The organism is Streptomyces sp. NPDC054783, assembly GCF_053611725.1.
Window position 1 is genome coordinate 141,870 of sequence record NZ_JBSHAY010000017.1, and the last position, 25,180, is coordinate 167,049.

The following is a 25,180-nucleotide window of genomic DNA, read 5'->3' on the forward strand; positions in this document are numbered from 1 at the left end:
CCCTCCACTTGCACTTTGGCAACAGCGTTGCGAAAGTGGTTCCATGGGATCCATGACAGGACGCACGACCGCCACCCCCCTCCGCGTCGGCCTGATCGGCTACGGCCTCGCCGGCTCCGTCTTCCACGCCCCGCTGATCGCCGCCACCGAGGGCCTCGCCCTGGACACCGTGGTCACCTCCAACCCGGAGCGGCAGCAGCAGGCCCGCGCCGAGTTCCCGGACGCGACCCCCGTCGCGGGCGCCGAGGAGCTGTTCGACCGCGCGGACGAGCTGGACCTGGTCGTCATCGCCTCCCCGAACAGGACGCACGTCCCGCTCGCCACCGCCGCCCTGAAGGCGGGCCTGCCGGTCGTCGTGGACAAGCCGGTGGCCGGCACCGCGGCCGAGGCCCGCGACCTCGCCGCCCTCGCCGAGGAGCGCGGCCTGCTCCTGTCCGTCTTCCAGAACCGCCGCTGGGACAACGACTTCCTGACCCTCCGCCAGCTGGTCTCCCGGGGCGACCTGGGTGACGTATGGCGCTTCGAGTCCCGCTTCGAGCGCTGGCGCCCCCAGCCCAAGGGCGGCTGGCGCGAGTCCGGCGACCCGGCAGAGATCGGAGGTCTGCTCTACGACCTCGGCAGCCATGTCGTCGACCAGGCCCTGGTCCTCTTCGGCCCGGTCACCGAGGTGTACGCCGAGACGGACGTCCGCCGCCCCGGCGCCGAGACCGACGACGACACCTTCATCGCGCTCACGCACGCGAGCGGCGTCCGCTCCCACCTCTACGTCTCCGCGACGACCGCCCAGCTCGGCCCCCGCTTCCGGGTGCTCGGCTCCCGGGCGGGCTATGTGAAGTACGGCCTCGACCCGCAGGAGGCGGCCCTGCGCGAGGGCCTGCGCCCCGGCCCCCGGTGGGGCGCGGAGCCGGAGTCCCTGTGGGGCCGTATCGGCGCCGGCGAGTCCCCGCTGACCGGCGGCGGCACCCCCGTACCGACGCTCCCCGGCGACTACCCCGCCTACTACGCGGCCGTCGCCCGCGCCCTGACCGGCGCCGGCCCCAACCCGGTGACCGCCCTGGAGGCGGCCGCCGCCCTCGACGTACTGGAAGCGGCCCGCAGGTCCGCCACGGACAAGGTGACGGTGACCCTCTGATGCCACACCAGCAGCACCATCCGCAGATCACCCCCAGGACCACCCCCGAACTCACCCCGTCCGTCGAGGAGTTGGAGGCGCAGGAACGCCGCCTGGTCTTCCGGCGGTTCACGTACGACGACGCCTGGGCCCTCGGCTCGCTGCTGGTCGAACTGGCCCGGGAGCGCCAGGCCCCGGTCGCCGTCGACATCCACCGCGCCGGCCAGCAGCTCTTCCACGCGGCCCTGCCGGGCTCGACCCCCGACAACGACGCCTGGATCGCCCGCAAGCGCCGGGTCGTCGAGCGCTACGGCGCCTCCTCCTACCTGGTCGGCGCCCGCTTCCGCGCCAAGGGCACGACCTTCGAGGACTCCTCCCGCCTCGACCCCGACACCTACGCGGCCCACGGCGGCTCGTTCCCGGTCAACGTCGAGGACGTGGGCGTCGTCGGCGCGGTGACCGTGTCCGGCCTGCCCCAGCTCCAGGACCACAGGTTCGTCGTGGAGGCGCTGGAGCAGTTCCTGAAAGTGTGACAGCCACCGGGATTACGTGAGGGATCCCTCCGGTTGGGCATGGCTGCAGACGTGATCGTCACGGCCCCACCCGGAGGGACAGCCCCATGAGCAACACCGTGAGCACCTTGAAGGACAGCATCGGCCGGTACGGCATCTGGAGCGTCGGCCTGCGCGCGGAGGACCCCTCCCGGCGCGGCGAACTGGGCGAGGCGGCCGCCGAGTTGGAGGAGCTGGGCTTCGGCGCCGTATGGCTGGGCGGCAGCAGCGCCGCCCGGCACGCCGTACCCCTGCTGGAGGCGACCGACCGCCTCACCGTCGGCACCAGCATCCAGAGCATCTGGCAGTACGACGCCGAGACCAGCGCCGCCGCCTTCGCCGAGGTCGACGCGACGCACCCCGGCCGCTTCCTGCTCGGCCTCGGCGTGAGCCACGCCAAGCTCGCCGACCAGTACCGCCGCCCGTACTCGGCCCTGGTCGCCTACCTCGACGCCCTGGACAAGGCAGGGGTGCCCGCCGACCGCCGGGTACTGGCAGCCCTCGGCCCGAAGGTCCTGGAGCTGTCGCGCGACCGGGCGGCAGGCGCGGTGCCGTACCTGGTCACGCCCGAACACACCGCCCACGCCCGCGAGATCCTCGGTGCGGGCCCGCTGCTCGCCCCGGAGCTGAAGGTGGTCCTGGAGACCGACCCGGCCCGCGCCCGCTCCCTGGCCCGCGACACCCTCGCGATGTACCTCGCCCTGCCGAACTACACCAACAACTTCCTCCGGCACGGCTTCACCGAGGACGACCTGGCCGACGGCGGCAGCGACCGCCTGGTCGACGCGGTCTTCGCCTGGGGGGACGACAGCCGCATCCGCGACCGCATCGACACCTTCCACGAGGCGGGCGCGGACCACGTGGCCCTCCAGGTGGTGGCGGGCGGCGACAGGGACGGCCTGCCGAGGAGCGAATGGCGCCGCCTCGCTGCTCTCCTGGGGTGACCCGAAGCGCCCCGAAGGGGCGCGGGGCTGTGTTCGGCATGCGGCTCCGCCGCGTGGGCGCGACCAGCCACGGTCCACCCGCAGCCGGCGACGAAACGCAGTTCCCCGGCGCTCCCCGGCGGAGCGTCTACGCGTCCTTGAGCTCCTGCCGCTGCCGACCCAGCCCGGGAATCTCCAGCTCGACCACGTCCCCGGCCCGCAGGTACGGCTTGGGCTCGGGCCGCCCCATGGCCACCCCCGCCGGTGTCCCGGTGTTGATGACGTCCCCGGGGTACAGCGTCATGAACTGGCTGACGTACCGCACGACCTCGCCCACGGGGAAGATCTGCTCGGCCGTCGTGCCGTCCTGCTTGAGCTCCCCGTTGACCCACAGCTTCAGCGACAGGTTCTGCGGGTCGGCGGCCTCGTCGGCCGTCACCAGCCACGGCCCCAGCGGATTGAACGTCTCGCAGTTCTTGCCCTTGTCCCAGGTGCCGCCGCGCTCGATCTGGAACTCCCGCTCGGACACGTCATGGGCCACCGCGTACCCGGCGACATGCGCGAGCGCCTCCTCGGCCGACCCGAGGTAGCGGGCCGTACGCCCGATGACGACGGCCAGCTCCACCTCCCAGTCGGTCTTCGTCGAGCCGCGCGGAACCAGCACCGTGTCGTTCGGCCCGACCACCGTGTCCGGCGCCTTGAAGAAGACCACCGGCTCGGCGGGCGGTTCGGCGCCGGTCTCGCGGGCGTGGTCGTGGTAGTTGAGCCCGATGCACACGATCTTGCCGATGCGGCCGAGCGGCGGACCGATGCGCAGCCCCGCCGGGTCCAGGCGGGGCAGCCGGCCGGAGTCGGCCGCCGCCCGTACCCGGTCGAGCGCGGCATCGTCGGCGAGGAGCGCGCCGTCGATGTCGTCCACGATGCCCGACAGGTCCCGCAGGGTCCCGTCGGCTTCGAGCAGCGCGGGCCGCTCGGCCCCTGCCGTACCGACTCGCAGCAGCTTCATGGTCACAATCTCCCTCGATCGCGGGGCGCCCGACCGATGGGTGCAGCCATCGGAGGACTGGTCGATCCTCCAATCGAGACGTCCACTCCGCAAGACCCTGTTCATGTACTGGACCGTAACCGTGAGCGTGACCGCACCCGTGACCGCACCCGTGACCGCGCCTTCCTACCGGTACAGCGCGGCTCGTTCCACCGCGGTCCAGGTGGTGCTGGTGACGACGTACAGGGCGGCGGCCAGCGGTACGACCGCCACGGTGACGAGCGTGAAGAAGGACATGAACGGCATGACCTTGTTGACCGCGCCGAGCCCCGGCACCTGCTCGCCGCCCCCGGCACCCACCGTGACCGGGCCGGCGGCCGTCATCCGCTTGGTGCGCCGGTAGTTGAAGGCGGCGACGGCCGCGACGATCGCGAAGAGCCCGAGATGGACCAGGCCCGCCGGGCCGAACGGCCCACCGCCGGCGAGGGCGTCGGCCCAGCGCCCGCCCAGCGGCGCCGCGAACAGGTGGTGCCCGAGCAGCCCGTTGCCCTCGCCGCCGATCGTGGAGCTGGAGAAGAGGTGGTAGAGCAGGAAGAAGGCGGGCAGCTGGAGCAGGCTGGGCAGACAGCCGGACAGCGGTGAGACCTTTTCCTCGGCGTGCAGTTCGAGCACCGCCCGCTGCAGTCGCTGCGGGTCCTTGGCGTGCTTCTCGCGCAGTTCGGCGATGCGCGGCTGCAGTGCGGCGCGGGCGCGCTGGCCGCGGGCGGCGGCGCGGGACAGCGGGTGGACGAGGAGTCGTACGAGCGCGGTGAACAGGACGATCGCGGCGGCTGCCGCGGAGGCGTGGAAGAGCGGCTGGAGCAGGTCGGCGAGTTGCTCGACCAGGCGGGCGAAGAGGGAGAAGACGGACATGGGTGAGCCCTCCGGGGGTCTCGTCGTGCCGGAACGGAGTGAATCGACGGCATGACGACCCGCGCGGGGTCACGCGGACAGAAGGAGAGACGTGCCCTACGCGGCGGTCGCCGGAAGGGCGTGCCCGGGTGCCCTGGGCCGGCGGCGGCCGGGCGCGTCGGGATCGCGCTGTGGCAGGAAGGCCGTACGCCGGGCGCGGTCGCGGATCGCCGTACGGACCCGGGTCTGCGGGACGGCGGGCGCGGAACGGGCGGCGATCAGCGCGCAGGCGGTGAACGCGGCCCCGGCCGCCGCGGTCGCGGCGAGCGCCACGGTCGCGGAGAGGTTGCCGGTGTCGAGCAGCACGACCGGCAGCAGCACAAGCAGCAGCAGCGGGGCGAGCGCACGCGACCGCGTCAGACTGCGGACCACCCGGCTCCCCCCTCCGCGGTCTCAACCACCAACGTCTACCTGCCCTTTATACAGGTAGACCTGACCAGACGACCGAAGGACCCCTACATGCCCCGCACGCCCACCTGCGTCCTGAGTGACACGTCCCCCGCGCAGATCGGCGACGGTCACGCCGTGGACCGGTTCGTCGAGATCGGCTCCTTCACCAAGGTGCTCACCGGTACGGCGCTCGTGCGCATGGCCGCCGCGGGCCTGCTCGACCTGGACGACCCGGTCGAGCGCCGGCTCCCCGCCGCCCCGCGCACCGGCATCACGCTGCGGCACCTGGCCGAGCACACCTCCGGGCTGCCGCGCCTCCCGCCCGGCACCGGGCGCCGGGATCCGTACGCCGCGTTCGACGGCGCCGCCCTGCACCGGCTGCTCGGGCGGCTGGACCAGGTGGTGGTCCGGCCGCCGGGACAGCAGGAGGAGTACTCCAATCTCGGGTACGCCGTCCTCGGCGCGGCCCTGGCCCGCGCGGCCGGTGCGCCGTACGAGGAGCTGCTCGCCGAGCACGTGCTGCGGCCGCTGGACGTCCATGAGGTGAGCGCACGCCCCGACCCGGGCCGGCGGCTGCTGGCTCCGGGGTTCCTCGGCAGGAGCCGCAGGCCCTGGGCCATGGACGGGGCGATCCTTCCGGCGGGCGGCCTGTGGGCGACCCCGCGCGCGGTCGCCGACCTGCTCGTCCGGCTGGTGCTGGAGCGCCGGCTGGGAGATCCGGCCCCCTCCTGGCAGACGGCCGGCCCGCTGCTCTGGCACAACGGCGCGACCCGCCACGCCTCCGTCTTCGCCGGGGCCGTGGCGGACGGCCGCTGGGTGGTCGTCCACCGGCTGGGCGGCAGCCCGGAGGCGACCGACCGGGCAGGCATCGACATCCTCAGGGGCGCCGGTTCAGGCACCTCCTGACCGGCGATCGGACCCCCGGGGCACGTCCTCGGGGGTCAGGCGGTGGCGGGTTCCGTCTCCAGCGGCTCCAGCAGCCGCTTCGGCTTCAGCAGGGCCCTGCTGACCGGGTCCGCCGGGTCGGGGTCGAGGCCCGGGCCCGGCACCATGACCACGTCCGCGACCGGTACGACGACCCCACAGGCGCGGCACTCGCCGTACGGCCCGAGGTCCGCGCCGCAGTCGGCGTGCCGGAAGTACCGCAGCTGTGTCTCGGTGAAGTGCTCGCGGCCCCACAGCCCGAGGGCGCGCAGGGTGGGCCACAGGGCGATGCCGCGCTCGGTGACGACGTACTCGTCACGCGGCGGCGACTGCTGATACCGGCGCTTTTCGAGGATGCCCTCGGCGGTCAGGGTCTGCAGGCGGGCGGCCAGCACGGCGCGCGGAATGCCGAGGTGGACCAGGAAGTCGTTGTAGCGCCGTACGCCGTAGAGCGCGTCCCGGACGACGAGCAGCGTCCAGCGCTCGCCGACGATCTCGAGTGCGCGGGCGATCGAGCACTCCTGTGTCGCGTAGTCCTTGCCCAGTGCCATGCCCTCCACTGTAGCCACTTTTCGACGCATTGGTTCAATGACCGAACCGAGGTGTTACGGTGACGAAGTCAGGTCAGTTCAATGACAGAACCTTTAGTTGATCGGTTCACGGACCCGATCCGCACATCACCGCAAGCCCCGGAAGGACAGGACCACGCCATGACCGGGCTCGACTCCACCGCCGGCCCCGCCGGCCCCGCCGGCCCCGCCGCCACCGCCCGCCCCGCCGCCACATCCGTACGCGAGGCGCACGTCCGGGACGCCCCCGCGCGCCCCCGGGCCACCCTCGCCCTGACCAGCGCGGCCACCGCGGTGGCGCTGATGACGTACACCGCCCCGATGGTCACGCTCCCGGACACGGCGGCCGCCCTGCACACCCCGCTCTCCGGCCAGGCCTGGCTGCTGAACGGCACCCCGCTCGGCCTCGCCGCCCTCCTGCTGGTGGCCGGCAGCCTCGCCGACGACTACGGCCGCCGCCGGATCTTCCTCGGCGGCACCCTGGCCCTCGGCATCACCACCGCCCTCGGGGCCTTCACCACCTCGACCTGGCTGTTCACCCTCGCCCGCATCGCCCAGGGAGCGGCGAGCGCGGCGATCCTGGCGAGCAGCCTCGGCCTGCTGGTGGCGGCCTTCCCCACACCGCGCGGCCGGCTGCACGCGACCGGCGTGTGGGGCGCCTTCGTCAGCGGCGGTATCGCGGTGGGCCCGCTGGTCGCGGGCGCACTGCCGACCTGGCGGGTGGCGTACGGCGTCCTGGGCGCCGCCGCCGTCGTCGTGGCCGCGCTGGGCACCCGCACGCTCGCCGAGTCCCGCGCCCCACGCGGTGGCCGCCCCGACGTCCTCGGTGCCCTGACCTTCGGCCTCGCCCTGGTCGCCCTGGTGGCGGCCCTGACACTTGGCCGCGACGGCTGGCTCCGCGCACCGGTGGGACTGCTGCTGGCCGCCACCGTCGTCCTGATCGCGCTCTTCGCCGCCGTGGAACACCGCACCGGCACGCCGATGATCGACCTCGGTCTGCTGCGCCACGCCCGCTTCCTGGCCTCGGCCGCCGGCGGCCTGTTCACGGGCCTCGCGGTGATCGGCACGTTCAGCTTCCTGCCGGCCCTGCTCCAGCAGACACTCCGGCTGTCCCCGATGGGCACGGCCTGGCTGCTCCTGCTCTGGTCCGGCCTGAGCTTCGCGGTGGCCCTCCAGGTCAAGCACCTGGCCGGCCGCATCGCCCCGCGCGCCCAGCTGGCCATCGGCTTCGCCCTGCACACCATCGCCGTCCTGACCATGCTCGGCGCCCTGGCCTCCGGCTCCTGGACCCGGCTGCTCCCCGGCCTGATCATCGGCGGTGTCGGCAGCGGCCTGCTCAACGGCGCGCTGCCGCTGCTCGCCGTCGAGTCGGTCCCGCGCGAACGCGCCGCGATGGGCTCCGGCGCCCAGCAGACCTTCCGCTACATCGGCTCCTGCGCCGGCGTGGCCCTGACCATCGCCCTCGCCACGTCCACCCGAAACCTGGCCCACGGCGCGAACATCGCCCTGCTGGTGTCGGCGGTGCTGGCGGCGGTGGGCGCGGTGAGCGTGATGGTGCTGCGGGAGCGGGCGTAGCGGCGCTAGCGGGGCCGCATCGACACCAGCTTCCCCCACACCGCCATCCGGTAGCGCGAGGTGAACTCGGGGGTGCAGGTGGTCAGGGTGATGTAGTAGCCCGGCTGGTCGTACCCGTAGGAGGGCCGGACCAGCGAGCGCGGGACCGGCCGGACGACCCCCGAGTCCAGGGCGGAGGTCTGCGGCAGGATCTGGTCGACGTCGTACGTGTACGTCGCCGTCCGCGTCTCCACCTCGATGTCGTCCCCGCGCCGCAGCCGGGGCAGGTACCGGAAGGGCTCGCCGTGCGTGTTCCGGTGCCCGGCGAGCGCGAAGTTGCCCGCCTGCCCCGGCTGCCCGGTGCCCCGGTAATGGCCGACGTACCCCTTGTTGAGGACGTCTGCCTTGCTCACCCCCTCGGCGACGGGAACGCGCAGCCCGAGCCGGGGGATGGTGAGCACGGCGTACGCCTGGGACCGCCGGGGCAGGCCGGCGGGCACGTACGACCGCTGCGGCGCACGGGACTCGGCGGGATCCGGGGTCGACACGGGGGCCGTGGGCGAGCCGGAGGAGCTGGGCGACGGGGTCGCGCCACCGTCGCCGTACCCCTCCTGCCCCCATTCCCGCTCCAGCGCCTCCACCTGCCGCTCGGCGCCGCGCCGGGCCTCCCGGTTGGTCCACCACAGCTGGTGCACGACCAGCAGCATGAGCAGCACGCCGACGGTGACCAGCGCTTCGGCTCCGCCCCACAGCACGCGCCGCCGCCGGGCACGCCGACGCCGATCGCTGTGCCGTACGACCCGCACGCCCGACCATGCCGGCATCCGCACCCACCTCCATGGGCCTCCACGGGGGCCGCCCGCAGGGTAGGTGCAACGGGCACAACTGGCCAGAGCGGCAGGCGAATCGACCTCATCGGCAGGCTTCTCGGCACGTCCCCGAGCGGCTTCCTCAACGGGTTTTAGAAAGCACTGTCAGAACCCTCGACAACCCCACCCGTCACCCCCGATGCTTCCTGCTGCCGGAGCCACAACGGGAAAGGGCGGAGAGAGCGATGATCCGACGCAGAACACTGCTGGCCGCGGCGGGCGGCACCGCCCTGGGCAGCGCCCTGGCCACGGGCACCGCCCGGGCGGACGCGACGACGACGGTCGACCCGTCGACCACCTACGGGACTTGGGAGGGCTGGGGCACCTCGCTGGCCTGGTGGGCGAACGTCTTCGGGGCGAGGGACGACTTCGCCGACATCTTCTTCACGACGAAGACGACGACGTACAACGGGACGTCACTGCCCGGCCTGGGCCTGAACATAGCCCGCTACAACCTGGGCGCGTGCAGCTGGAACAGCGTGGGCGGCGAGTCGATGGCCGCCTCTCCCGACATCCCGTCCTTCAAGCAGATCGAGGGCTACTGGCAGGACTGGACGAACGAGGACCCGACGTCCTCGTCCTGGAAGTGGACGGCGGACGCCACGCAACGCGCGATGCTGCAGAAGGCGACCCGGCGAGGCGCCGTCAGCGAGCTCTTCGCCAACTCCCCCATGTGGTGGATGTGCCTCAACCACAACCCCTCGGGCGCCTCGGACGGCGGCAACAACCTCCAGTCCTGGAACCACCGCCAGCACGCCTCCCACCTGGCGTCGGTGGCCCTGTACGCGAAACAGAACTGGGGCGTGACCTTCACGACGGTGGAGGCCTTCAACGAACCGTCCTCCTCCTGGTGGACGGCGACGGGCACCCAGGAGGGCTGCCACATGGACTCCACGGTCCAGTCGGCCGTACTCCCCTACCTCCGCAGCGAGTTGAACAAGCGAGGCCTGACCGCGACGAGGATCTCGGCGTCGGACGAGACGAGTTACGACCTGGCCCGCACCACCTGGAACTCCTTCTCGTCGACGACGAAAGCCTATGTGGACCGGGTGAACGTCCACGGCTACCAGGGCTCGGGCGGCCGCCGCGACCTGCTCTACACGGACGTGGTGACAACGGCCGGCAAGGCCCTCTGGAACTCCGAAACCGGGGACGGCGACGCCACGGGCCTGACCCTGGCCGGCAACCTCCTCTACGACTTCCGCTGGCTGCACCCGACGGCGTGGGTGTACTGGCAGGTGATGGACCCCAGCGCGGGCTGGGCGACGATCGCGTACGACGCGAGCACCCTGCAGCCGGGCGCGGTACAGACGAAGTACTACGTACTGGCACAGTTCACCCGCCACATCCGCCCGGGAATGACGATCCTGGACACCGGAGCGAGCTACGCGGCGGCGGCCCTGGACAGACAGACGAAACGCCTGGTGATAGTGGCGGCGAACACCTCCTCCTCGGCCCAGACCCTCACCTTCGACCTGTCCCGCTTCTCCTCGGTGACCGGCGGCTCGGGAGGCCTGGTCCCACGCTGGAACACGGTGACGACGGGTGGCGGGGACCTCTACACCGCGCACTCCGACACCTACCTCTCCGGCAGGACCCTGTCGGTCCCGTTCGCGGCGAAGTCGGTTCAGACACTCCAGGTGGACGGGGTGACGGTGTAGGAGGGCCCAAGAGGGTGTAAGGAGACCTCCGCCAGAACCCTGACCAGGACTTACCCCCTCCTGTCGCCGCTCGGCAGTACGGTGTCCCCCATGCGCCCCGACACGCCTGCCGAGAACGTCGACCACACCGCCGAAGCGGCACGCCTGGAGCGGACCGCCGGACTGTACCCCGAGGACGCCGAGGCCCTGCTGCTGAGGGCGGCGGCCCACCTGGAACTGTCCGGCGACCGCCCCGCGGCCACCGCGCTCTACGACCGCCTGCTGTCCGCCGACGGCGGCCTGGAAAACCCTGCCCTGGTCCGCGCCCTGAAGGCGTCGAACCTCTGGGAGTACGGCCACGAGGCGGAGGCAAGGGCGATCATCGAGGGCCTCCGCACGACGTCCCCCCGGGACCCGGCCCCCTGGCTGATCATCGCGGAGTCCCTGGAGTCGCACGACGAGCTGGAGACGGCGGAGAAGACCTTCACGGAGGGGGCGAGCCTGCTCCTGCCGGAGGGGGACGACACGGAACCCGCACCCGCCACGCACCCCCTCCTCTACGGCCGCCACCGGGTCCGCCGCATGCTGGGCCTGCCGCACGACGCCTGGGACACCCTGGCGGACACACTCCACACGTCCCCCGTGTCCCTGGACGAACTCCACGACCCCAAACGCGTCTGGTCCCTCGGCTCGGAGAACCCGGCGGAACTCCAGGCGGAAATCACCCGCCTCCAGGCCGAACTGGGCGCCTACAGGGAGGCCCTCTCCCGCCCCTTCCCGGTAGCGGTCCTCCACTGGCCGGCGCCCGAGCTGACGGAGCTGCTGTCGGCGTACCCGCCCCTGGCCGTGGAGTACCCGTCCCACGACACCCACCTGTCGACCATAGAGTCGTCGCTGCGCGAACTGTCGACTTCGGGCACGCCCAACCTGGGCATCGTCACGGGCACGGTCCCGTCGTACGAGGCGTTCGCGGCGTCGGAGGGGTCCTCACCGGAGGACGCGACGCTGCTCCCGCAGTACGCGACGACGCTGGCGGCGCGGGGGCGGGCGGTTGCCTGGCCGCCGTTGAGAGGGGCGGGGTGCTGGTGTGGGACGGGGCGCGTCTACGGGGACTGCCACGGCACGACTGCCTGACACACAGCCAACCAAGACCGCAGACCGCCGCCCTCGCCCGGCGTGCCCCCATTCGGCGTACGCGCGCCCAGCCCCGCCCCGCTGCACGGCCAACCCGCGGCCACCCCACCTCGTCCGCCGGCTTTCAGGGCCGCTCGCTCGCTTCTTCCCCGTGCTGGAGCGAGCCGGGTCAGGGGGCCCGCAGGGCCATCGGCGCAGCCGACACGGAGCCTAGGGCAGCGGAGTGAAGCGCCCTTGACGCCGTCTGTGGAAGGACGACACTGATCAGGAAGCGGGCGGCCCCACGGCCGCTGAAGGGCGCCGGTGCCCTGATTTCGGTACACGACCCTCACCTGTCAGTGGCTGCTGTTAGAACTGATCCATATCGGCGCGCAAGGTCGCGCACAGCATGAGGGATCAGGGGGAGCAGCCGTGGCGGAACCGGTGGGCCGGTCGGAGCCGATCGCTGGCGTCTACGAGAAGCTGATCACGCATGACGTACGCGACGAGCTCGAGCGATTCGAGGCGGCTGGCTGGAAAGCCATTGACGCAGAGGTCAGCTCGGAGTCCGCTCCGCATGTCCTGGCTCGCTACATCGGTGAAACTGTCGGTCAAAGGTTGGCTCAAGTTCCCGCCGAGGATCGCGTCAAGGTCGCGAACCGCATCCTCGAGGCGGTGACTGCTGCAAACGCTCCGGAATCGACCAATGCCGACGCTGTCAGCTCCATCATCGAGGGACCGCGACAACTTCTGACTCTCGCGCGGCAGGAGGCTCCGGGCGCGTACGCCTTGCGCCCCTTGACACCTCTATCCGAGACCTCGCTCATCACCAACTCCCCAGAGGACCTCAGCCTCGGTGCCGAGCTCAGGGCGGAGCTGGCTACGGCAGACCGCATCGACCTGCTGTGCGCATTTGTGAAGTGGTATGGCATCCGCGTCTTGGAGGACTCACTGCGCGCCGCGAGGGAACGGGGAGTGCCGATACGCGTCATAACGACCACCTACATCGGCGCCACCGACCGTCACGCGCTCGACCGTCTGGTCCGGGATTTCGGTGCCACGGTCAAGGTCAACTACGAGACCCGTTCCACTCGACTGCACGCCAAGGCCTGGCTGTTCAGGCGCAAGACAGGCTTCGACACGGCGTATGTCGGCAGCTCCAACCTTTCGAAAGCGGCGCTGCTCGATGGGCTGGAGTGGAACGTACGGCTGTCGTCCGTCGCGACACCTGCCGTGCTGAACAAGTTCGAGGCGACCTTCGACGCCTACTGGAACGACACCGCCTTTGAAACGTACGATCCCGAACTCCACGGCGGTCGCCTTGATGAAGCGCTTGCCCGGGCGAGTGGCACCAACGCCGGCACCGACCTGAAGATCAGCCTTTCTGGTCTCGAGGTACGTCCCTTTCCCCACCAGCGGGACATGCTGGAGCGGCTCACTGTCGAACGGGAGCTCCGTGGACGGCATCGGAACCTTCTGGTCGCGGCGACTGGCACCGGCAAGACGGTGATGGCCGCCCTCGACTACCGCAGTCTTTGCAGCAAGTCGGAGGGTGGTCGGCCGAAGCTGCTGTTCGTGGCCCACCGGAAGGAGATCCTTAAGCAGTCCCTGCGTACCTTCCGGGAAGTACTGGATGACGCTTCCTTCGGAGAGCTGCTACACGCAGGGCAGGATCCACGCGAGTGGCAGCACGTCGTCGCCAGCGTCCAATCCCTCAACATTCAGCGCCTTGAGCAACTGGCACCGGATCATTTCGACATCATCGTCATCGACGAGTTCCATCACGCCACAGCCGCCACCTATCGGCGCGTCATCGACCACTTCACGCCGAGGGAACTGCTGGGCCTGACGGCCACCCCCGAACGGATGGACGGCCTCAACGTCCAGGACGAGTTCTTCGAGGGTCGGATCGCCGCTGAGATACGACTCTGGGAAGCCCTGGAGAACGACCTGCTCTGTCCCTTCCACTATTTCGGCATCCCCGACGGCACGGATCTCACGAACCTTGGCTGGCAGAAGGGTTCGTACGCTGACCAAGAGCTCGGCAACCTCTACACAGGGAACCACGCGCGTGCCCGGATCGTGGTGAAGCAGATCCGGGACAAGGTCTCCCACCCAGGCGCCATGCGGGCCCTCGGCTTCTGCGTGACCAAGGCACACGCACACTTCATGGCGGACTTCTTCCGCAAGGCCGACTTGGAGGCAGTGGCGCTTGACAGCGACTCGCCCTCCGAAGTGCGCTCCCAGGCCCTGTCCGACCTTCGCGATGGAAAGCTCCAAGTGATCTTCTCCGTCGACCTGTTCAACGAAGGTCTCGACATCCCTGACGTCGACACGCTTCTCCTCCTGCGCCCCACCAACAGCGCCACCGTCTTCCTCCAACAGTTGGGTCGGGGGCTGCGACGCACCGAAACGAAGCCCGTACTCACCGTCCTCGACTTCATCGGACAGCACCGGGCCGAGTTCCGCTTTGAGGAACAGTTCCGAGCCCTGACCAACCTGTCGCGGAACCGGCTCCTTGATCACATCGAGCACGACTTCCCCCAGCTGCCGTCCGGCTGCCAGATCATCCTGGAGGGCAAGTCGAAAGACCTCGTCATCGACAACCTCCGGACCCAGCTGGGTGCCACGGTGAAGACCCTGATGAAAGAGATCAGGGCCTACGGCACGCCCCGTCTCGGCGGTTACCTTCGGGAAAGCCGCCGGGAGATCAAGGAGCTGTACAAGAGCGACAACTCCTGGACGACAGTGCTGCGCCGCGCCGGCCTCATCGACGAACCCGCACCTTCGGGAGAGGCTGCACTACTCAAGCGGGTCCATGCCTTCCTGCACGTAGACGACCCGGAGCGCGCGGAGGCCTACCTCCGGCTCCTCCAGGACGACGCTCCGGCGTACGAGGAGCTCAGCCCCACTGACCAGTCGTACGCCCGCATGCTGTTCTTCAACCTCTGGGACAACGCGGGCGGCTTCACCAGCTATCAGGAAGGCCTGGATTCGCTGCGGGGCCAGCGAGTGTTCCGGGACGAACTACGGCAGGTGATCTCACACGTCATCGAGCAGGCCGATCACGTTCCCATCCCGCTCTCCACCCCCCTTGGCCATGTCCCACTGAAGGTGCACAGCGCCTACAACCGCTCCGAGATCCTCGCCGCCCTCGGCGTGGCTCGCTTCGGCGGCCAGATGCCCCGCTCCTTCGCGCAGGGCGTGCAATGGGTCGAGGAACTCAGAACCGACGCACTCCTCATCACGCTGGAGAAGAACGAGAAGGACTTCTCGCCCACCATCCGGTACAAGGACTACGCGTTGAGTCCGATGCTCTTCCACTGGGAGTCCCAGAACTCAACGGCCGCCAACTCCCCCACCGGGATGCGCTACCAGCAGCACAAGGAACGCGGTAGCCACGTCCTGCTGTTCGTGCGGCGCTACAAGAACACCGACATAGGCAAGTCCCAGCCGTGGATGCTGCTCGGCCCGGCCGCCTACGAGGACCACACCGGCAGCAAGCCGATGGCGATCACATGGCGCCTGACGCATGAACTACCCGCCGACGTGTGGACGTACTCGGCCATCACGGCGAGCTGACCCACGCTGTCGATCAGCGAACTTAAACGTCGGCCTGGAAGTGGGTCTGGGCCCGCTCCAGCACCTCGTCCGGGTCCCGGCCGTGCGCCCCGAGCCAGTACAGAAGATCGGCGATCACGTTGATCGCTGCCTCCTCCGCCACTGCCGCACCCAGCCGACCAGGCCTCGTTCCTGTCGGCAGCTTCGTCACGTCGGCGTACAACCCGAGTACGTTCGCCGCCCGGGTTACGCGAGGGCCTGTCGTATGCCCATCAGCGGTCTCGAGGTTCGTGCGGAACTCACACCAAGTCGCCTTGCGCCCATGCGCAAGGTCGACGCCCCAACGGTCGGAGATCGCCTCGATGAGTGCCATTCCACGCCCTGCCTCAGCGTCCGCATCTACGTCCGTCAGCGTGGGGAGAGCTCGGGGGTCGGGGTCCTGGACTTCGATGCGCAAGCGAGTGCCGCTCATGGACACCGCAAGCATGGTCGGGGTGCCAGGGCCCACGTGCTTGATGACGTTGGCGACGAGCTCGCTGACGCACAGTTGCGCGGATTCGCTGAGTTCCTGCAACCCCCAACGTTCAAGGTGAATCCGCAGGATCCGCCGCAGTGCTGCCACTTCTTCCGCCTCGGCCAGAAACGGCAGCCTCCATGCCCTTCGTGGCATACAACCCGTGCAGTCCATGGCGTACTTCGCTCCCTCGCTCACTCTGCCGGTGACGCTCTGCGCGTCAAGTAACCTCACAGCTACCAAGTGTTGCGGCGCAACTTCCAAAATGGAACTCTCATCCCTTGCAAAGAGGAGCGCGCTGCCGCACAAAGCGCCCCGGCGCGCACCACCTTGCAGTACTCCAGAGGGTTGAGGACGATCTACCTCGTGAACAGGAAAGGCTGGAGGCATGGCAGTTGGACCCACCACACGTAGGCGCCAACTGGGAGCTGACCTGCGTCGGCTCCGAGAGCTGAAAGGGCTAACCCTGGAGGAGGCGGGAGCGAGCGTCGGTATCTCCAAGGCGACGCTCAGCCGGTACGAGACGAAGGAAGGCACGGTCAAGTGGCCGGCTGTCGACGCGCTCTGCCGTGAGTACGGCGCCACAGACGAGGAACGCCTGGCGCTGGTTGAGCTAGCCAAGGGCGCCAAGATCCAGGGCTGGTGGCGTTCACTCGCCGATCCCATCCCTGAGTCCATGAACCTCATGTTGACTCTCGAAGACGAGGTCGTACGCGAGGACCACTACGCCTGCATGTACATCCCCGGCCTACTTCAGACCCGAGAGTACGCCGAAGCCGTACACAGAGCCTCGGAGGTGCAGTGCCCGGAGCGTGAGGTCCAGCACATGGTCGATATCCGTATGAAACGTCAGCAACTGCTGGATCGCGAAGAGCCACCGCACATCTGGTGTGTGATCGACGAGGCTGCCATCCGTCGCTTGGTCGGTGGCCGAGAGGTCATGCGACAACAGTTGGATCACCTGCTCGCCCAATCACAACGGCCGCACATCACGGTCCAGGTACTACCGTTCGCACGGGGCGCGCACGCAGCGGCCGTAGGCAGCTTCGCTGTCCTGCGCGGGCAAGCTCGGGAACTCGACGTGGTGTACGTAGACCTCATCGGCGGCGGACTCTTCATGGAGAAGCCGCAAGAACTGGACCGTTACAAGTTGGCGTTCGAGTACCTCAGCGCTCAAGCACTCGACTTCGAGTCGTCAGCGGAACTCATCGAGCGGATCAGCAGGGAGCCTTGATGGCAGCCTCGTCACAACTTCACTGGTTCAAGTCCTCTTACAGTGGTGGCAGTGGGACCGAGTGCGTGGAGTGTGCTTACACAGACGACGACACGCTCATACGCGATTCAAAGCGGGGGGATGGCTCTGTGATCCGGGTGCGACCTGTCACATGGCGCGCCTTCATAGGAACGCTCGGCACGCGCAACGAGGCACGATGGCGGGCCGGATGACTCCGCTGCGTCGTGGGGTTCGCCGGAACACAGGTCCTGTCGAGTTGACTTGGGGGAGCGGATGAAGCTGGACCCAGAGCCCAACGCTCCGAGTGGCGTCCAGCATGAACTCGCCGCCTTGGAGAGGAGCGCTACACGCCTGCGCTACTTCCTCCCAGCGATCCCCACGGGACTGATTCAGACACCCGAGTACATGCGGCACGTCATGACGAAGACGTCAGCCTCGGAGGCGAGGAACGTCGACCAAGTCATCGCGTTGAAGCGGGAACGGCAGGCCGTACTCGATGACTCTGAAAAGCGCTTCGAGTTCCTGCTCACCGAGTCGGCGGCCCGGTGGCAACTGTGTGAGGCGGCCGTCATCGCCCGGCAGATCGAACATCTCGTGTCGCTCTCGCGTCGCCCGAATGTGGATGTCAAGGTGCTTCCGCTGTCGGCCCGGGTCTCCGAGGTTCCGTTCAACACCTTCACCGTCTACGACACCACACTGGCGACGTTGGAAGTCTTCACCGGGCGGGTCGTGCTGCGCGAGGCGAAGGACGTTGAGCGCTATAGGCGGCTCTTCGACGTGTTTGCCGAGCACGCGTATGCCGGTGACGCGGCACGGCAGTTGCTCAGCGACTGGGCGGGGACGTCCACGTCCGGATAGTCGGGCTGGCAAGTTCTGGCAAGCCGCTGTCCCGCGGGACGCCGTGTCGGGCACGCTCTGGCACACGGATCGTCGCCCACGACGGAGGTGGACCCCATGCCCCTGCGCAAGCTCGGCAAGGACCCGGAGAGCCCTAGCGGCGGCTCCCCGACGGTGTATCTGGACGAAGAGAAGGACACCTATCTCGTACAGGGATGGCAAGTGCTGGACGCGGAACGGCTCGGCCAGATGGACATCCCCGGCCATGAGTCCGTGGTAGAGATCCCGAGGCGCATGGTCCAGTTCTTCTTGGAGGTACAGCGTGACCACGGTTCCGACGTTTGAGGAACTGTTCCGCGAATGCCGTGAATCGGCAGTCCATCTGGAGATGCGGGACTCCTACATGAAGTCGGACCCGGCGTACATCGACTGGGATGCCGGCGCGGCGATCGACCCCGCCGAGAGGTGGGCCGACTGGCTCGCCCTGGTCTCCGAGGCAACGAGCCGAGGTGTGAAGGTCCGCCGCGCCCGGATCGTGTCCGAGCCGGTGAGCAAGTACATCCGGTTCGAGCACGAGGTGACCGACGGCCTGAACATAGCCGCAGGCGAGGAAGTGCGCTGGCTGCCGCGCAGGAAAGCCACCGGTATCGCCCTGCCCGGCAACGACTTCTGGTTGTTCGACTCGTCCCTGCTGCTCGTGAACCACTTCGATGGTGAGGGCGAGTGGCTGGAACCGTCGCTCAGCACCGACCCCCAGGAGATCAAACTGTGCGCGGCCGCCTTTGAGGCGGTGTGGGAACTGGGCATTCCTCACACTGACTACCAACTCGCCTGATCGGCGCAGGTAGAGTCCGACGCAACGTCATGTCGTCCCCTTCCTCCAGCGTCCACGAAGCCCGTAAGGCTCTCGGCCAACGTCTGCGCGAGATCCGGCTCGATGCCGGGCTCACCGCGCGGGCGTTGGCTGCGCTTGCCGACTGGCACGAATCCAAGTGCTCCCGGTACGAGAGCGGGGCTCGGACTCCCTCTGAAGCCGACCTTCAGGCCTGGGCATTGCACTGCGGTGTGCCGCATCTCGCTGCCGATCTCGTCACGACGGCACGTGGTATCGACGGCATGTACGTCGAGTGGCGGCGCATGGAGCGTTCCGGACTGCGTCACGCGCAGGAATCTGTCGTTCCCCTCTGGGAACGCACCCGCCGCTTTCGCATTTACTCATCCTGGCTCATTCCGGGCCCCGTGCAGACGGCCCCCTACATCGGGGCGCTGCTGAGGTCGATTCGCGATCGACGTCGGCTGGCCGACGACGTGGAAGAGGCGGTGCGTGTTCGCGTCGCCAAACAGCACGTCATTCACGAAGGCGATCACAGCTTCGCGATAGTACTGGAGGAGGCCGCCCTGCGTTACCGCATCGGCAGCCCTGAGGCCATGGCCGGGCAGCTCGGCCACCTGCTCACCGCCGCGTCCCTCCCGTCCATCTCGCTCGGAATCATCCCCCTGACCGCCGACCGGTCGCGCATCTGGCCCGTTGAGGGCTTCTTCCTCTACGACTCCGAGGTGGCCAACGTCGAGTTGGTCTCCGCACATCTCACTGTGACGCAGAGCCACGAGATCGACTTGTATGCGCAGACCTTCGCGGCACTCCAGGAGTTGGCCGTCTACGGCTCGAAGGCCCGCGAGCTGATCACGTCGGCGATCGACGCGCTCGGGTGATCCTCGGCAAGTTCTGGCACGTTCGTTGAGGGCCCACCTGGCCGCTTTCTAGCGTGATTCACATGGCGGAAACGGTGACTCCGGACGTGGGTGAGCTCGCCTACGACACCAAGCGGGATCGTGTCGGCGAGGTGATGGGATACCAGGCGGGACGGGCCCTCCTCCGCCCCTCGGGTGGGGGCATCGAATGGGAAGCGAACCCGGACGATCTCCGGCCGGCCGACGCCAATGAGCGCCTGCGGGCACGCGTGAACGAGATGAACGCAAGGCGGTTCTGATGCCCACGCGTTCTGTGTGGCGATTCGTGGATCACACGATCAGGCACGTGCGCGAGGGCGGCGTGACATGGGAGATCTGACCTGTTTCGGCGGACATGCAGCGGCCACGCTCGCGTGACCAGCGCACCGATCTCCATTCCCAAACTTCCGCCCCGGATGGGCGGCGGCGGTCAGCCATGGCCGTGACCAGTTGAGCAGGAAGGTGCAGTGATGCTGGACGGAAACAAGCTGTATGGGCTCGACATCAGCGGGGCCTCCTTCGTGAAGGCCTGCGGAGGTCCCTGTACTGAGGGTTGCGTGACGCTCGCCCGGATCGGCGACGACGCCTGGGCCCTGGGTGACAGCAAGCGGCCCGATGTGGAGCCGTTGCGGTTCACGACGGAGGAGTTGGCCGTGGCCGGTATCGATCCGGCTCGGTTCGGGCTGTCCGTCTGATCTCCCCCGACCGGTCCCGGGTTCTGCGTGAGTCCGGGGCCGGTCACTCTCGGCCGTTCACGTCTACGGGGAACCACTGGTGCACTACCACGGCTATCTATGGGTCGGGACGAAAGAACGTTTCGATCAGGAGGCCCTCCGCCGGCCTCCGCATCCCGAGCCGCCGCCGGCCGGCAGCAAGCCCGAGCTGATCCAGCGCTATCGGGAGGTTGCGGCGGAGTTCCCGACCGTGGATCTTCCTCCGTTGGAGACGGCGTACTGGCTCGTCAAACCGCGTTCCCTGGTTCGTGGCACGTGGGGTGAGGCGAAGGACGCCGCCGCCTGGATGGGGGCGCGCGTGGCCGCGTATGCGGGCCGGTTCGCCTCTGACCGCGAGCGCGACCTCCTCGATCTCGCTGAGCTGATCAATTCTGCCTTTGGGAAGCTGAGTTCGGGCGGTGACATATCGCTCGGGTTCTACCTCGAGCGTCCCTCGTACCTGTCGCTTGCCGTGGTGGCCTGTTCTCCGAACCGGTCCAAGCCCGAGCTGACCTGCCCCGTTGGGTGATCACCGTGTCGAACGTGTCGCTCGCGGCACGCTGCCGTAGGGCCGCGGGAAAGCGGAGCCCCGGGTGGGTGAGGCGTCAGGTTGGGCGCGTTGGGTGCCCGGGGTGGGCGGCTCGGTGTGCGTCGCACCTGGTGGCAGGGGACGTGACGGGTGGTCAGCTCAAGGGCGCGGCTTGGGGAAGCGGGGGTCCGGTCGGGACCCCGGGATGCCGGTCCGTGCTGAGTCGGTTACGCTACGCGCTCATCAACCGGCGCGTCGCTGTCCGCTTTGGAGGATTTGCACACTAATCTCCGTCACTGACGGAAGTCGATCTGCCACAGATCGTATCCACCACACGCGATGGAGATGAAATGCACAAGCTTCACAAGGCTGCCGTCCTGGTCGCCGCTCTCGGGAGCGTCGGGCTTCTGGCCTCTGGCACCGCCTACGCCGGCGGCGAGGGCGGTGGCGGCGGGGGCAGCAGCGTCCTGCAGAGCTCCAACTGCAAGTCGCACGACCTCAACCTCGACGTCCTCGGTGAGGTCGGGATCCTCAACGGCGTGCTGGGCAACGCGCTCAACGGTGAGGGCGACCCGGGCGCGCAGGACACCCACATCGGGTCGACGATGGGCTGCAGCAACAGCGCCTTCTAAGAGGGCGGTTCGGTACCCCCCTGACGGCGGTAAGCGGCGGCCGGCCAGCTTCCGGTGGGCCGGCCGGCTCGCCCGCCGACGGCACGGGAGATGCGTGGCGACCTCGCAACGTGTGGATGCGTGCGAGGTCGCCACGCCCCGACCGTGTTCGTCACGGCGCTCTGCAGTTCATGGTGAGCCGCGCTGACCCGCGGGTGCCGCAGACACCCGCATCCCCGTGAAAAGCAGAGCACCCGACCAAGCCCCCCACGACGACGGCGAGTTCCGTGGGGGGCTTCAGTCGTGCACCTTCCGCCGGAGACTTGACAAGATCCGACTCAGGTTGGGAGAGCGCGTTCGGCTGCGCGTTAGCCTCAGGCCCAGGCATCACGCAAAAGAGCAGAAAAAGCGGAGAAAGAGGAGGCAGTTGTGGCGAGGGTTCCCAGTGCAGTCGTGGCCGCTACCGGACTTGTCGGTGGGTATGGCGTGGCCCGATGGACCAAGAAGCGGCAGCTCGGTGGAGCCGTGCTGGCCGTCGCCGGGGTCACCGCCGCTCAGCAGTGGCGAAAGCAGGCCGGCGGGAAGGCCGCCGGTGCGCTGAGCGCCGCCTACGTCGCCGCGTTCGCCGGGTCGCACCCGCTCGCGAAGAAGGTCGGCGCCTGGCCGTCCGTCCTTGGTGTCGCCGGTGCCGTCGCCCTCGCCTCCTGGGCCGTCGCCGACCGCAAGGCCTAGAGAGACATGGGTACGGTCCCGGCCCCGCCTACGGCTACGCCCGCTCCCCCGCCCTGAACGCCCTCCGGTACGCCTGCGGGCTCGTCCCCACCACCCTCCGGAACCGCTCCCGGAAGGCCGTCGGCGACCCGAAGCCCGTCTGCGTGGCGATCCGCTCCACCGGGTACGGCGTCGTCTCCAGCAGATGCTGTGCCCGCCGTACCCGCGCCCGGTGCAGCCACTGCAACGGCGTCGTGCCGGTCTGCTCGCGGAAGCGGCGGTTGAGGGTGCGGGTGCTCATGCCCGCCCGGGCCGCGATCTCGTCCACCGTCATGTCGCGGTCGCAGTGGTCCTCCAGCCAGTGCAGCAGCGGCTCCAAGGTGGCCCCCGACGGCGCCGGGGGCAGGTCGTGGACGATGAACTGGGCCTGGCCGCCCTCCCGTTCCAGCGGCATCACCGACATCCGCGCCGCGTGCGCGGCGATCGCCGAGCCGAAGTCCTTGCGGATCATGTGCAGGCACATGTCCAGCGCCGCCGCCGCGCCCGCCGACGTCAGGAACTGGCCGTTGTCGACGTACAGGACGTTCGGGTCGACCGTCACCCCCGGGTGCCGCGCCGCCAGGTCCCCCGCCGCGCACCAGTGCGTGGTCGCGCGCAGGCCGTCCAGCAGGCCCGTCGCCGCGAAGAGGAACGCGCCCACGCAGATCGAGGCGATCCGGGTGCCGTTCGCGGCCGCCGCGCGCAGCGCCTCGGTCACGCCCGGCGGCAGCTCCTCCGGGGGTTCCGCCACGCCCGGCAGGATGATCGTGTCCGCCTCCGCCAGCGCCTGAAGGCCGTACGGCGCCCGCACCGTGAAGGCCCCCGCGCTCACCTCCCCCCGCACCGAGCACACCCGCACCCGGTACGGCACCCGGCCGTCGGGCAGCCGCGCCCAGCCGAAGGTGTCGATGGGGGCGGAGAGGTCGAAGGGGATGACTCCGTCCAGCGCCAGTACGGCCACGGTGTGCATGGCGGGATCGTACGCCTACGCCGGATTGCCGCCAGCGGCGCCCGTCAGCGTCTTAACAGCGGTTGCTCCGTGCTGTCCGCGTGGCGGGAATCCGTTGGTCCATGGCACTTCCGCCGCTTCTGCAGGATCCGGACGCCGCCTACCGTCACCGCGTGACCAAGTTCCTCCTCGCCGTCCACGTCCTCGCCGCCATCGTCGCCGTAGGCCCCGTGACCGTCGCCGCCAGCATGTTCCCGCCCGCCGCGCGCCGGGCCCTCGCCGTGCCCGGCACTCCCGATGCCACCGGCGCTCCCGGAGCCGGCAGCACTCCTGATGTCACCGGCACGCTGCGCCTGCTGCACGGCATCTGCCGGGTCTACGCCCTCGTCGGCGTCGTCGTGCCGGTCTTCGGGTTCGCCACCGCGAGCGAGATGGGCGTGCTCGGGAGCGGCTGGCTGATCACGTCGATCGTGCTGACCGCGCTCGCCGCCGTCGTCCTGGCCGCGCTGGTGCTTCCCGCTCAGGGCGCGGTGGTGGAGGGCAGGGGCACCAATCCCGCGCAACTCGCCATGTACACCGGGGTGTTCAACCTGCTGTGGGCCACCGTGACCGTACTGATGATCGTGCGGCCCGGCTCCACGACGGGGGCCTGACGACCCCACGCCCTTACGGCGCACTCGGCGTACTCGGCGCGACCCGGCTCGCCACCGCCGTCAGCGGGCGGGCGATGTCCTCCAGGGAGCGGCGCTCCGCCCGTACGGCCAGGACGGCGGCGACCAGGCCCGCCGCGCACATCAGCGCCGCGCCGATCGAGAAGGCCAGCACCGTGTCGCCGACCTTGCCCGTGCCGGTGAGGTCGGCGAACAGCAGGGGGCCGCTGATGCCGCCGGCCGCCGTGCCGAGGGCGTAGAAGAACGCGATGGACATCGCCCGCGTCTCCATCGGGAAGACCTCGGACACCGTCAGGTACGCGCTGGAGGCGCCCGCCGAGGCGAAGAACAGGACCGCGCACCAGCAGGCCGTCAGCGTGCCCGCGCTCAGCGAGCCCTGGTCGAACAGCCACGCCGTGCCGAACAGGAGCAGGCCCGACAGCAGGTACGTCGAGGAGATCATCACCCGCCGGCCCACCGTGTCGAACAGCCTGCCCAGCAGCAGCGGGCCGAAGAAGTTGCCGACCGCGATCACCGCGAAGTAGTAGCCGGTGTGGCCGGAGGGCACGTCGAAGAACCTGGTCAGGATCGCGCCGAAGCCGAAGGTGATCGCGTTGTACAGGAACGCCTGGCCGATGAAGAGGGAGAAGCCGAGGACGGCCCGCCTGCGGTAGTGACCGAAGACCGTGCGGGCGATCTCCAGGAAGGTCACGCTCCTGCGCTGGTGGATCTCCAACGCCGCGCCCCGCGGCTCGGGCAGCGGCTCGCCCTTCTCCTGCTCGACCTGCCGCTCGATGCCACGGACGATCTCCTCCGCCTCCCGGTCCCTGCCGTGGATCAGCAGCCAGCGCGGGCTCTCCGGGACGTGCCGCCGTACCAGGAGGATGACCAGGGCCAGTACGGCTCCGAGGGCGAAGGTCAGGCGCCAGCCGACGTTCCTGGCCAGCAGGTCCGTGTCGAGCGCCACGATCGAGAGCAGCGAACCGCCCACCGCGCCCAGCCAGAAGCTGCCGTTGATGATCAGGTCCACCCTGCCGCGGTGGGCGGCCGGGATCAGCTCGTCGATCGCCGAGTTGATCGCCGCGTACTCACCGCCGATGCCGAAACCGGTCAGAAAGCGGAACAGGAAGAACCACCAGGCCTCCCAGGAGACGGCGGTGAGGGCCGTCGCCGCCAGGTACACCGCCAGGGTGATCATGAAGAGCCTCTTGCGGCCGAAGCGGTCGGTCAGGCGGCCCCAGAAGAGGGCCCCCGAACAGGCGCCGGCCACATACAGCGCGGCGGCGGTGCCGGTGATCTGGCCCGAGGTGATCGACACCCCGCTGCCCGGCTCGGCCAGCCGGCCGGCGATGTTGCCGACGACCGTGACCTCCAGACCGTCGAGGATCCAGACCGTCCCCAGGCCGATCACGATCGTCCAGTGCCAGCGGGACCAGGGCAGACGGTCCAGCCGGGCGGGGACGTCGGTGATGATCGTGCGGCCCGTCTGCGGCGACGGCGCCTCGGCTGCTGCGCTCATGG

At 69.5% G+C, this 25,180-nt stretch carries 28 protein-coding genes; 20 read left to right on the forward strand and 8 right to left on the reverse strand.

Annotated features, from left to right (window positions below; all coding sequences use genetic code 11):
• Positions 1 to 52: 52 nt before the first annotated feature.
• The 3 genes from ACWGJ5_RS27620 (at position 53) to ACWGJ5_RS27630 (ending at position 2,606) form a co-directional block, all read left to right on the forward strand.
• Positions 53 to 1,132 carry a Gfo/Idh/MocA family protein gene (locus ACWGJ5_RS27620; protein ID WP_453312366.1) on the forward strand — a complete coding sequence of 360 codons (1,080 nt, stop codon included), beginning with the start codon at positions 53 to 55 and terminating at the stop codon, positions 1,130 to 1,132.
• Entirely contained in the window at positions 1,132 to 1,644 is a 513-nt protein-coding gene (locus tag ACWGJ5_RS27625; protein WP_453312367.1) for a heme-degrading domain-containing protein, read from the forward strand. Before ACWGJ5_RS27620 ends, ACWGJ5_RS27625 begins: the two co-directional genes overlap by 1 nt.
• Before the next feature lie 86 nt (positions 1,645 to 1,730).
• Complete coding sequence (locus ACWGJ5_RS27630; RefSeq protein WP_453312368.1) at positions 1,731 to 2,606, forward strand: LLM class F420-dependent oxidoreductase; 876 nt, start codon at positions 1,731 to 1,733, stop codon at positions 2,604 to 2,606.
• A 127-nt stretch (positions 2,607 to 2,733) separates the two neighbouring features.
• On the opposite strand, the gene ACWGJ5_RS27635 is transcribed toward ACWGJ5_RS27630, so the two are convergent.
• The 3 genes from ACWGJ5_RS27635 to ACWGJ5_RS27645 all read right to left on the reverse strand — a co-directional run bounded on the left by ACWGJ5_RS27635 (position 2,734) and on the right by ACWGJ5_RS27645 (position 4,893).
• The gene (locus ACWGJ5_RS27635) at positions 2,734 to 3,591 is read right to left on the reverse strand and encodes a fumarylacetoacetate hydrolase family protein (protein ID WP_453312369.1); all 858 of its coding nucleotides are present in this window, start codon (positions 3,589 to 3,591) and stop codon (positions 2,734 to 2,736) included.
• A gap of 165 nt (positions 3,592 to 3,756) precedes the next feature.
• Positions 3,757 to 4,482: a YidC/Oxa1 family membrane protein insertase gene (locus ACWGJ5_RS27640; protein WP_453312370.1), complete on the reverse strand. Its 726-nt coding sequence runs from the start codon at positions 4,480 to 4,482 to the stop codon at positions 3,757 to 3,759.
• 96 nt (positions 4,483 to 4,578) lie between these two features.
• Positions 4,579 to 4,893, reverse strand: a complete 315-nt coding sequence (locus tag ACWGJ5_RS27645) for a DUF6412 domain-containing protein (protein WP_453312371.1) — start codon at positions 4,891 to 4,893, stop codon at positions 4,579 to 4,581.
• A gap of 87 nt (positions 4,894 to 4,980) precedes the next feature.
• Here ACWGJ5_RS27645 and ACWGJ5_RS27650 point away from each other — a divergent pair, with 87 nt between their 5' ends.
• Positions 4,981 to 5,817, forward strand: a complete 837-nt coding sequence (locus tag ACWGJ5_RS27650) for a serine hydrolase domain-containing protein (protein WP_453312372.1) — start codon at positions 4,981 to 4,983, stop codon at positions 5,815 to 5,817.
• A 35-nt stretch (positions 5,818 to 5,852) separates the two neighbouring features.
• Here the strand turns inward: ACWGJ5_RS27650 and ACWGJ5_RS27655 are convergent, their stop codons facing one another.
• Positions 5,853 to 6,386, reverse strand: coding sequence for a winged helix-turn-helix transcriptional regulator (locus tag ACWGJ5_RS27655; RefSeq protein ID WP_249813999.1), 534 nt, complete (start codon positions 6,384 to 6,386; stop codon positions 5,853 to 5,855).
• A gap of 159 nt (positions 6,387 to 6,545) precedes the next feature.
• Here ACWGJ5_RS27655 and ACWGJ5_RS27660 point away from each other — a divergent pair, with 159 nt between their 5' ends.
• On the forward strand, positions 6,546 to 7,979 hold the full coding sequence (locus tag ACWGJ5_RS27660; RefSeq protein ID WP_453312373.1) for an MFS transporter: 1,434 nt from the start codon (positions 6,546 to 6,548) through the stop codon (positions 7,977 to 7,979).
• A 5-nt stretch (positions 7,980 to 7,984) separates the two neighbouring features.
• Here the strand turns inward: ACWGJ5_RS27660 and ACWGJ5_RS27665 are convergent, their stop codons facing one another.
• Positions 7,985 to 8,782, reverse strand: a complete 798-nt coding sequence (locus ACWGJ5_RS27665) for a class E sortase (RefSeq protein ID WP_453312374.1) — start codon at positions 8,780 to 8,782, stop codon at positions 7,985 to 7,987.
• Between the two features lie 230 nt (positions 8,783 to 9,012).
• Here ACWGJ5_RS27665 and ACWGJ5_RS27670 point away from each other — a divergent pair, with 230 nt between their 5' ends.
• The 3 genes from ACWGJ5_RS27670 (at position 9,013) to ACWGJ5_RS27680 (ending at position 15,162) form a co-directional block, all read left to right on the forward strand.
• Positions 9,013 to 10,488 (forward strand): beta-1,6-galactanase, encoded by a 1,476-nt coding sequence (locus ACWGJ5_RS27670; RefSeq protein ID WP_453312375.1) that lies wholly within the window; start codon positions 9,013 to 9,015, stop codon positions 10,486 to 10,488.
• Positions 10,489 to 10,578: 90 nt separating this feature from the next.
• Positions 10,579 to 11,601 (forward strand): SEC-C domain-containing protein, encoded by a 1,023-nt coding sequence (locus ACWGJ5_RS27675; protein ID WP_453312376.1) that lies wholly within the window; start codon positions 10,579 to 10,581, stop codon positions 11,599 to 11,601.
• Positions 11,602 to 12,012: 411 nt separating this feature from the next.
• The gene (locus tag ACWGJ5_RS27680) at positions 12,013 to 15,162 is read left to right on the forward strand and encodes a DUF3427 domain-containing protein (RefSeq protein ID WP_453312377.1); all 3,150 of its coding nucleotides are present in this window, start codon (positions 12,013 to 12,015) and stop codon (positions 15,160 to 15,162) included.
• A gap of 22 nt (positions 15,163 to 15,184) precedes the next feature.
• On the opposite strand, the gene ACWGJ5_RS27685 is transcribed toward ACWGJ5_RS27680, so the two are convergent.
• Complete coding sequence (locus ACWGJ5_RS27685) at positions 15,185 to 15,829, reverse strand: ATP-binding protein (protein ID WP_453312378.1); 645 nt, start codon at positions 15,827 to 15,829, stop codon at positions 15,185 to 15,187.
• A gap of 214 nt (positions 15,830 to 16,043) precedes the next feature.
• Here ACWGJ5_RS27685 and ACWGJ5_RS27690 point away from each other — a divergent pair, with 214 nt between their 5' ends.
• The 11 genes from ACWGJ5_RS27690 to ACWGJ5_RS27740 all read left to right on the forward strand — a co-directional run bounded on the left by ACWGJ5_RS27690 (position 16,044) and on the right by ACWGJ5_RS27740 (position 22,042).
• Positions 16,044 to 16,889 (forward strand): helix-turn-helix domain-containing protein, encoded by an 846-nt coding sequence (locus tag ACWGJ5_RS27690; RefSeq protein WP_453312379.1) that lies wholly within the window; start codon positions 16,044 to 16,046, stop codon positions 16,887 to 16,889.
• Positions 16,889 to 17,101, forward strand: a complete 213-nt coding sequence (locus tag ACWGJ5_RS27695) for a DUF397 domain-containing protein (protein ID WP_453312380.1) — start codon at positions 16,889 to 16,891, stop codon at positions 17,099 to 17,101. The genes ACWGJ5_RS27690 and ACWGJ5_RS27695 overlap by 1 nt, the downstream gene beginning before the upstream one ends.
• A 61-nt stretch (positions 17,102 to 17,162) precedes the next feature.
• Positions 17,163 to 17,747, forward strand: a complete 585-nt coding sequence (locus ACWGJ5_RS27700; RefSeq protein WP_453312381.1) for a DUF5753 domain-containing protein — start codon at positions 17,163 to 17,165, stop codon at positions 17,745 to 17,747.
• 96 nt (positions 17,748 to 17,843) lie between these two features.
• On the forward strand, positions 17,844 to 18,071 hold the full coding sequence (locus ACWGJ5_RS27705) for a hypothetical protein (RefSeq protein ID WP_453312382.1): 228 nt from the start codon (positions 17,844 to 17,846) through the stop codon (positions 18,069 to 18,071).
• Positions 18,049 to 18,561, forward strand: a complete 513-nt coding sequence (locus tag ACWGJ5_RS27710) for a DUF6879 family protein (protein ID WP_453312383.1) — start codon at positions 18,049 to 18,051, stop codon at positions 18,559 to 18,561. The genes ACWGJ5_RS27705 and ACWGJ5_RS27710 overlap by 23 nt, the downstream gene beginning before the upstream one ends.
• Before the next feature lie 29 nt (positions 18,562 to 18,590).
• Complete coding sequence (locus ACWGJ5_RS27715; protein ID WP_453312384.1) at positions 18,591 to 19,439, forward strand: DUF5753 domain-containing protein; 849 nt, start codon at positions 18,591 to 18,593, stop codon at positions 19,437 to 19,439.
• Between the two features lie 62 nt (positions 19,440 to 19,501).
• Positions 19,502 to 19,717 carry a hypothetical protein gene (locus tag ACWGJ5_RS27720; protein WP_453312385.1) on the forward strand — a complete coding sequence of 72 codons (216 nt, stop codon included), beginning with the start codon at positions 19,502 to 19,504 and terminating at the stop codon, positions 19,715 to 19,717.
• 210 nt (positions 19,718 to 19,927) lie between these two features.
• The gene (locus tag ACWGJ5_RS27725; protein WP_453312386.1) at positions 19,928 to 20,152 is read left to right on the forward strand and encodes a DUF397 domain-containing protein; all 225 of its coding nucleotides are present in this window, start codon (positions 19,928 to 19,930) and stop codon (positions 20,150 to 20,152) included.
• Positions 20,153 to 20,231: 79 nt separating this feature from the next.
• Positions 20,232 to 20,699, forward strand: coding sequence for a hypothetical protein (locus ACWGJ5_RS27730; RefSeq protein ID WP_453312387.1), 468 nt, complete (start codon positions 20,232 to 20,234; stop codon positions 20,697 to 20,699).
• A gap of 350 nt (positions 20,700 to 21,049) precedes the next feature.
• Positions 21,050 to 21,331, forward strand: coding sequence for a hypothetical protein (locus tag ACWGJ5_RS27735; protein ID WP_453312388.1), 282 nt, complete (start codon positions 21,050 to 21,052; stop codon positions 21,329 to 21,331).
• A 408-nt stretch (positions 21,332 to 21,739) separates the two neighbouring features.
• Positions 21,740 to 22,042, forward strand: a complete 303-nt coding sequence (locus ACWGJ5_RS27740) for a hypothetical protein (RefSeq protein ID WP_228621889.1) — start codon at positions 21,740 to 21,742, stop codon at positions 22,040 to 22,042.
• 34 nt (positions 22,043 to 22,076) lie between these two features.
• On the opposite strand, the gene ACWGJ5_RS27745 is transcribed toward ACWGJ5_RS27740, so the two are convergent.
• Positions 22,077 to 23,030, reverse strand: a complete 954-nt coding sequence (locus ACWGJ5_RS27745; protein WP_453312389.1) for a GlxA family transcriptional regulator — start codon at positions 23,028 to 23,030, stop codon at positions 22,077 to 22,079.
• Positions 23,031 to 23,182: 152 nt separating this feature from the next.
• Between ACWGJ5_RS27745 and ACWGJ5_RS27750 the strand changes: the two genes are divergently transcribed.
• Positions 23,183 to 23,662, forward strand: coding sequence for a hypothetical protein (locus ACWGJ5_RS27750; protein ID WP_453312390.1), 480 nt, complete (start codon positions 23,183 to 23,185; stop codon positions 23,660 to 23,662).
• 13 nt (positions 23,663 to 23,675) lie between these two features.
• Here ACWGJ5_RS27750 and ACWGJ5_RS27755 read toward each other — a convergent pair whose 3' ends face one another.
• Positions 23,676 to 25,178 carry an MFS transporter gene (locus ACWGJ5_RS27755; RefSeq protein WP_453312391.1) on the reverse strand — a complete coding sequence of 501 codons (1,503 nt, stop codon included), beginning with the start codon at positions 25,176 to 25,178 and terminating at the stop codon, positions 23,676 to 23,678.
• Positions 25,179 to 25,180: the final 2 nt, after the last annotated feature.

Bases quoted from the DNA above. Each gene is read 5' to 3' on its own strand.
- ACWGJ5_RS27620 (WP_453312366.1), top strand. From the start codon at position 53: ATGACAGGACGCACGACCGCCACCCCCCTCCGCGTCGGCCTGATCGGC.
- ACWGJ5_RS27625 (WP_453312367.1), top strand. From the start codon at position 1,132: ATGCCACACCAGCAGCACCATCCGCAGATCACCCCCAGGACCACCCCC.
- ACWGJ5_RS27630 (WP_453312368.1), top strand. From the start codon at position 1,731: ATGAGCAACACCGTGAGCACCTTGAAGGACAGCATCGGCCGGTACGGC.
- ACWGJ5_RS27635 (WP_453312369.1), bottom strand. From the start codon at position 3,591: ATGAAGCTGCTGCGAGTCGGTACGGCAGGGGCCGAGCGGCCCGCGCTG.
- ACWGJ5_RS27640 (WP_453312370.1), bottom strand. From the start codon at position 4,482: ATGTCCGTCTTCTCCCTCTTCGCCCGCCTGGTCGAGCAACTCGCCGAC.
- ACWGJ5_RS27650 (WP_453312372.1), top strand. From the start codon at position 4,981: ATGCCCCGCACGCCCACCTGCGTCCTGAGTGACACGTCCCCCGCGCAG.
- ACWGJ5_RS27655 (WP_249813999.1), bottom strand. From the start codon at position 6,386: ATGGCACTGGGCAAGGACTACGCGACACAGGAGTGCTCGATCGCCCGC.
- ACWGJ5_RS27660 (WP_453312373.1), top strand. From the start codon at position 6,546: ATGACCGGGCTCGACTCCACCGCCGGCCCCGCCGGCCCCGCCGGCCCC.
- ACWGJ5_RS27665 (WP_453312374.1), bottom strand. From the start codon at position 8,782: ATGCCGGCATGGTCGGGCGTGCGGGTCGTACGGCACAGCGATCGGCGT.
- ACWGJ5_RS27670 (WP_453312375.1), top strand. From the start codon at position 9,013: ATGATCCGACGCAGAACACTGCTGGCCGCGGCGGGCGGCACCGCCCTG.
- ACWGJ5_RS27675 (WP_453312376.1), top strand. From the start codon at position 10,579: ATGCGCCCCGACACGCCTGCCGAGAACGTCGACCACACCGCCGAAGCG.
- ACWGJ5_RS27685 (WP_453312378.1), bottom strand. From the start codon at position 15,829: ATGGACTGCACGGGTTGTATGCCACGAAGGGCATGGAGGCTGCCGTTT.
- ACWGJ5_RS27690 (WP_453312379.1), top strand. From the start codon at position 16,044: ATGGCAGTTGGACCCACCACACGTAGGCGCCAACTGGGAGCTGACCTG.
- ACWGJ5_RS27695 (WP_453312380.1), top strand. From the start codon at position 16,889: ATGGCAGCCTCGTCACAACTTCACTGGTTCAAGTCCTCTTACAGTGGT.
- ACWGJ5_RS27700 (WP_453312381.1), top strand. From the start codon at position 17,163: ATGAAGCTGGACCCAGAGCCCAACGCTCCGAGTGGCGTCCAGCATGAA.
- ACWGJ5_RS27705 (WP_453312382.1), top strand. From the start codon at position 17,844: ATGCCCCTGCGCAAGCTCGGCAAGGACCCGGAGAGCCCTAGCGGCGGC.
- ACWGJ5_RS27715 (WP_453312384.1), top strand. From the start codon at position 18,591: ATGTCGTCCCCTTCCTCCAGCGTCCACGAAGCCCGTAAGGCTCTCGGC.
- ACWGJ5_RS27720 (WP_453312385.1), top strand. From the start codon at position 19,502: ATGGCGGAAACGGTGACTCCGGACGTGGGTGAGCTCGCCTACGACACC.
- ACWGJ5_RS27725 (WP_453312386.1), top strand. From the start codon at position 19,928: ATGCTGGACGGAAACAAGCTGTATGGGCTCGACATCAGCGGGGCCTCC.
- ACWGJ5_RS27735 (WP_453312388.1), top strand. From the start codon at position 21,050: ATGCACAAGCTTCACAAGGCTGCCGTCCTGGTCGCCGCTCTCGGGAGC.
- ACWGJ5_RS27745 (WP_453312389.1), bottom strand. From the start codon at position 23,030: ATGCACACCGTGGCCGTACTGGCGCTGGACGGAGTCATCCCCTTCGAC.
- ACWGJ5_RS27755 (WP_453312391.1), bottom strand. From the start codon at position 25,178: ATGAGCGCAGCAGCCGAGGCGCCGTCGCCGCAGACGGGCCGCACGATC.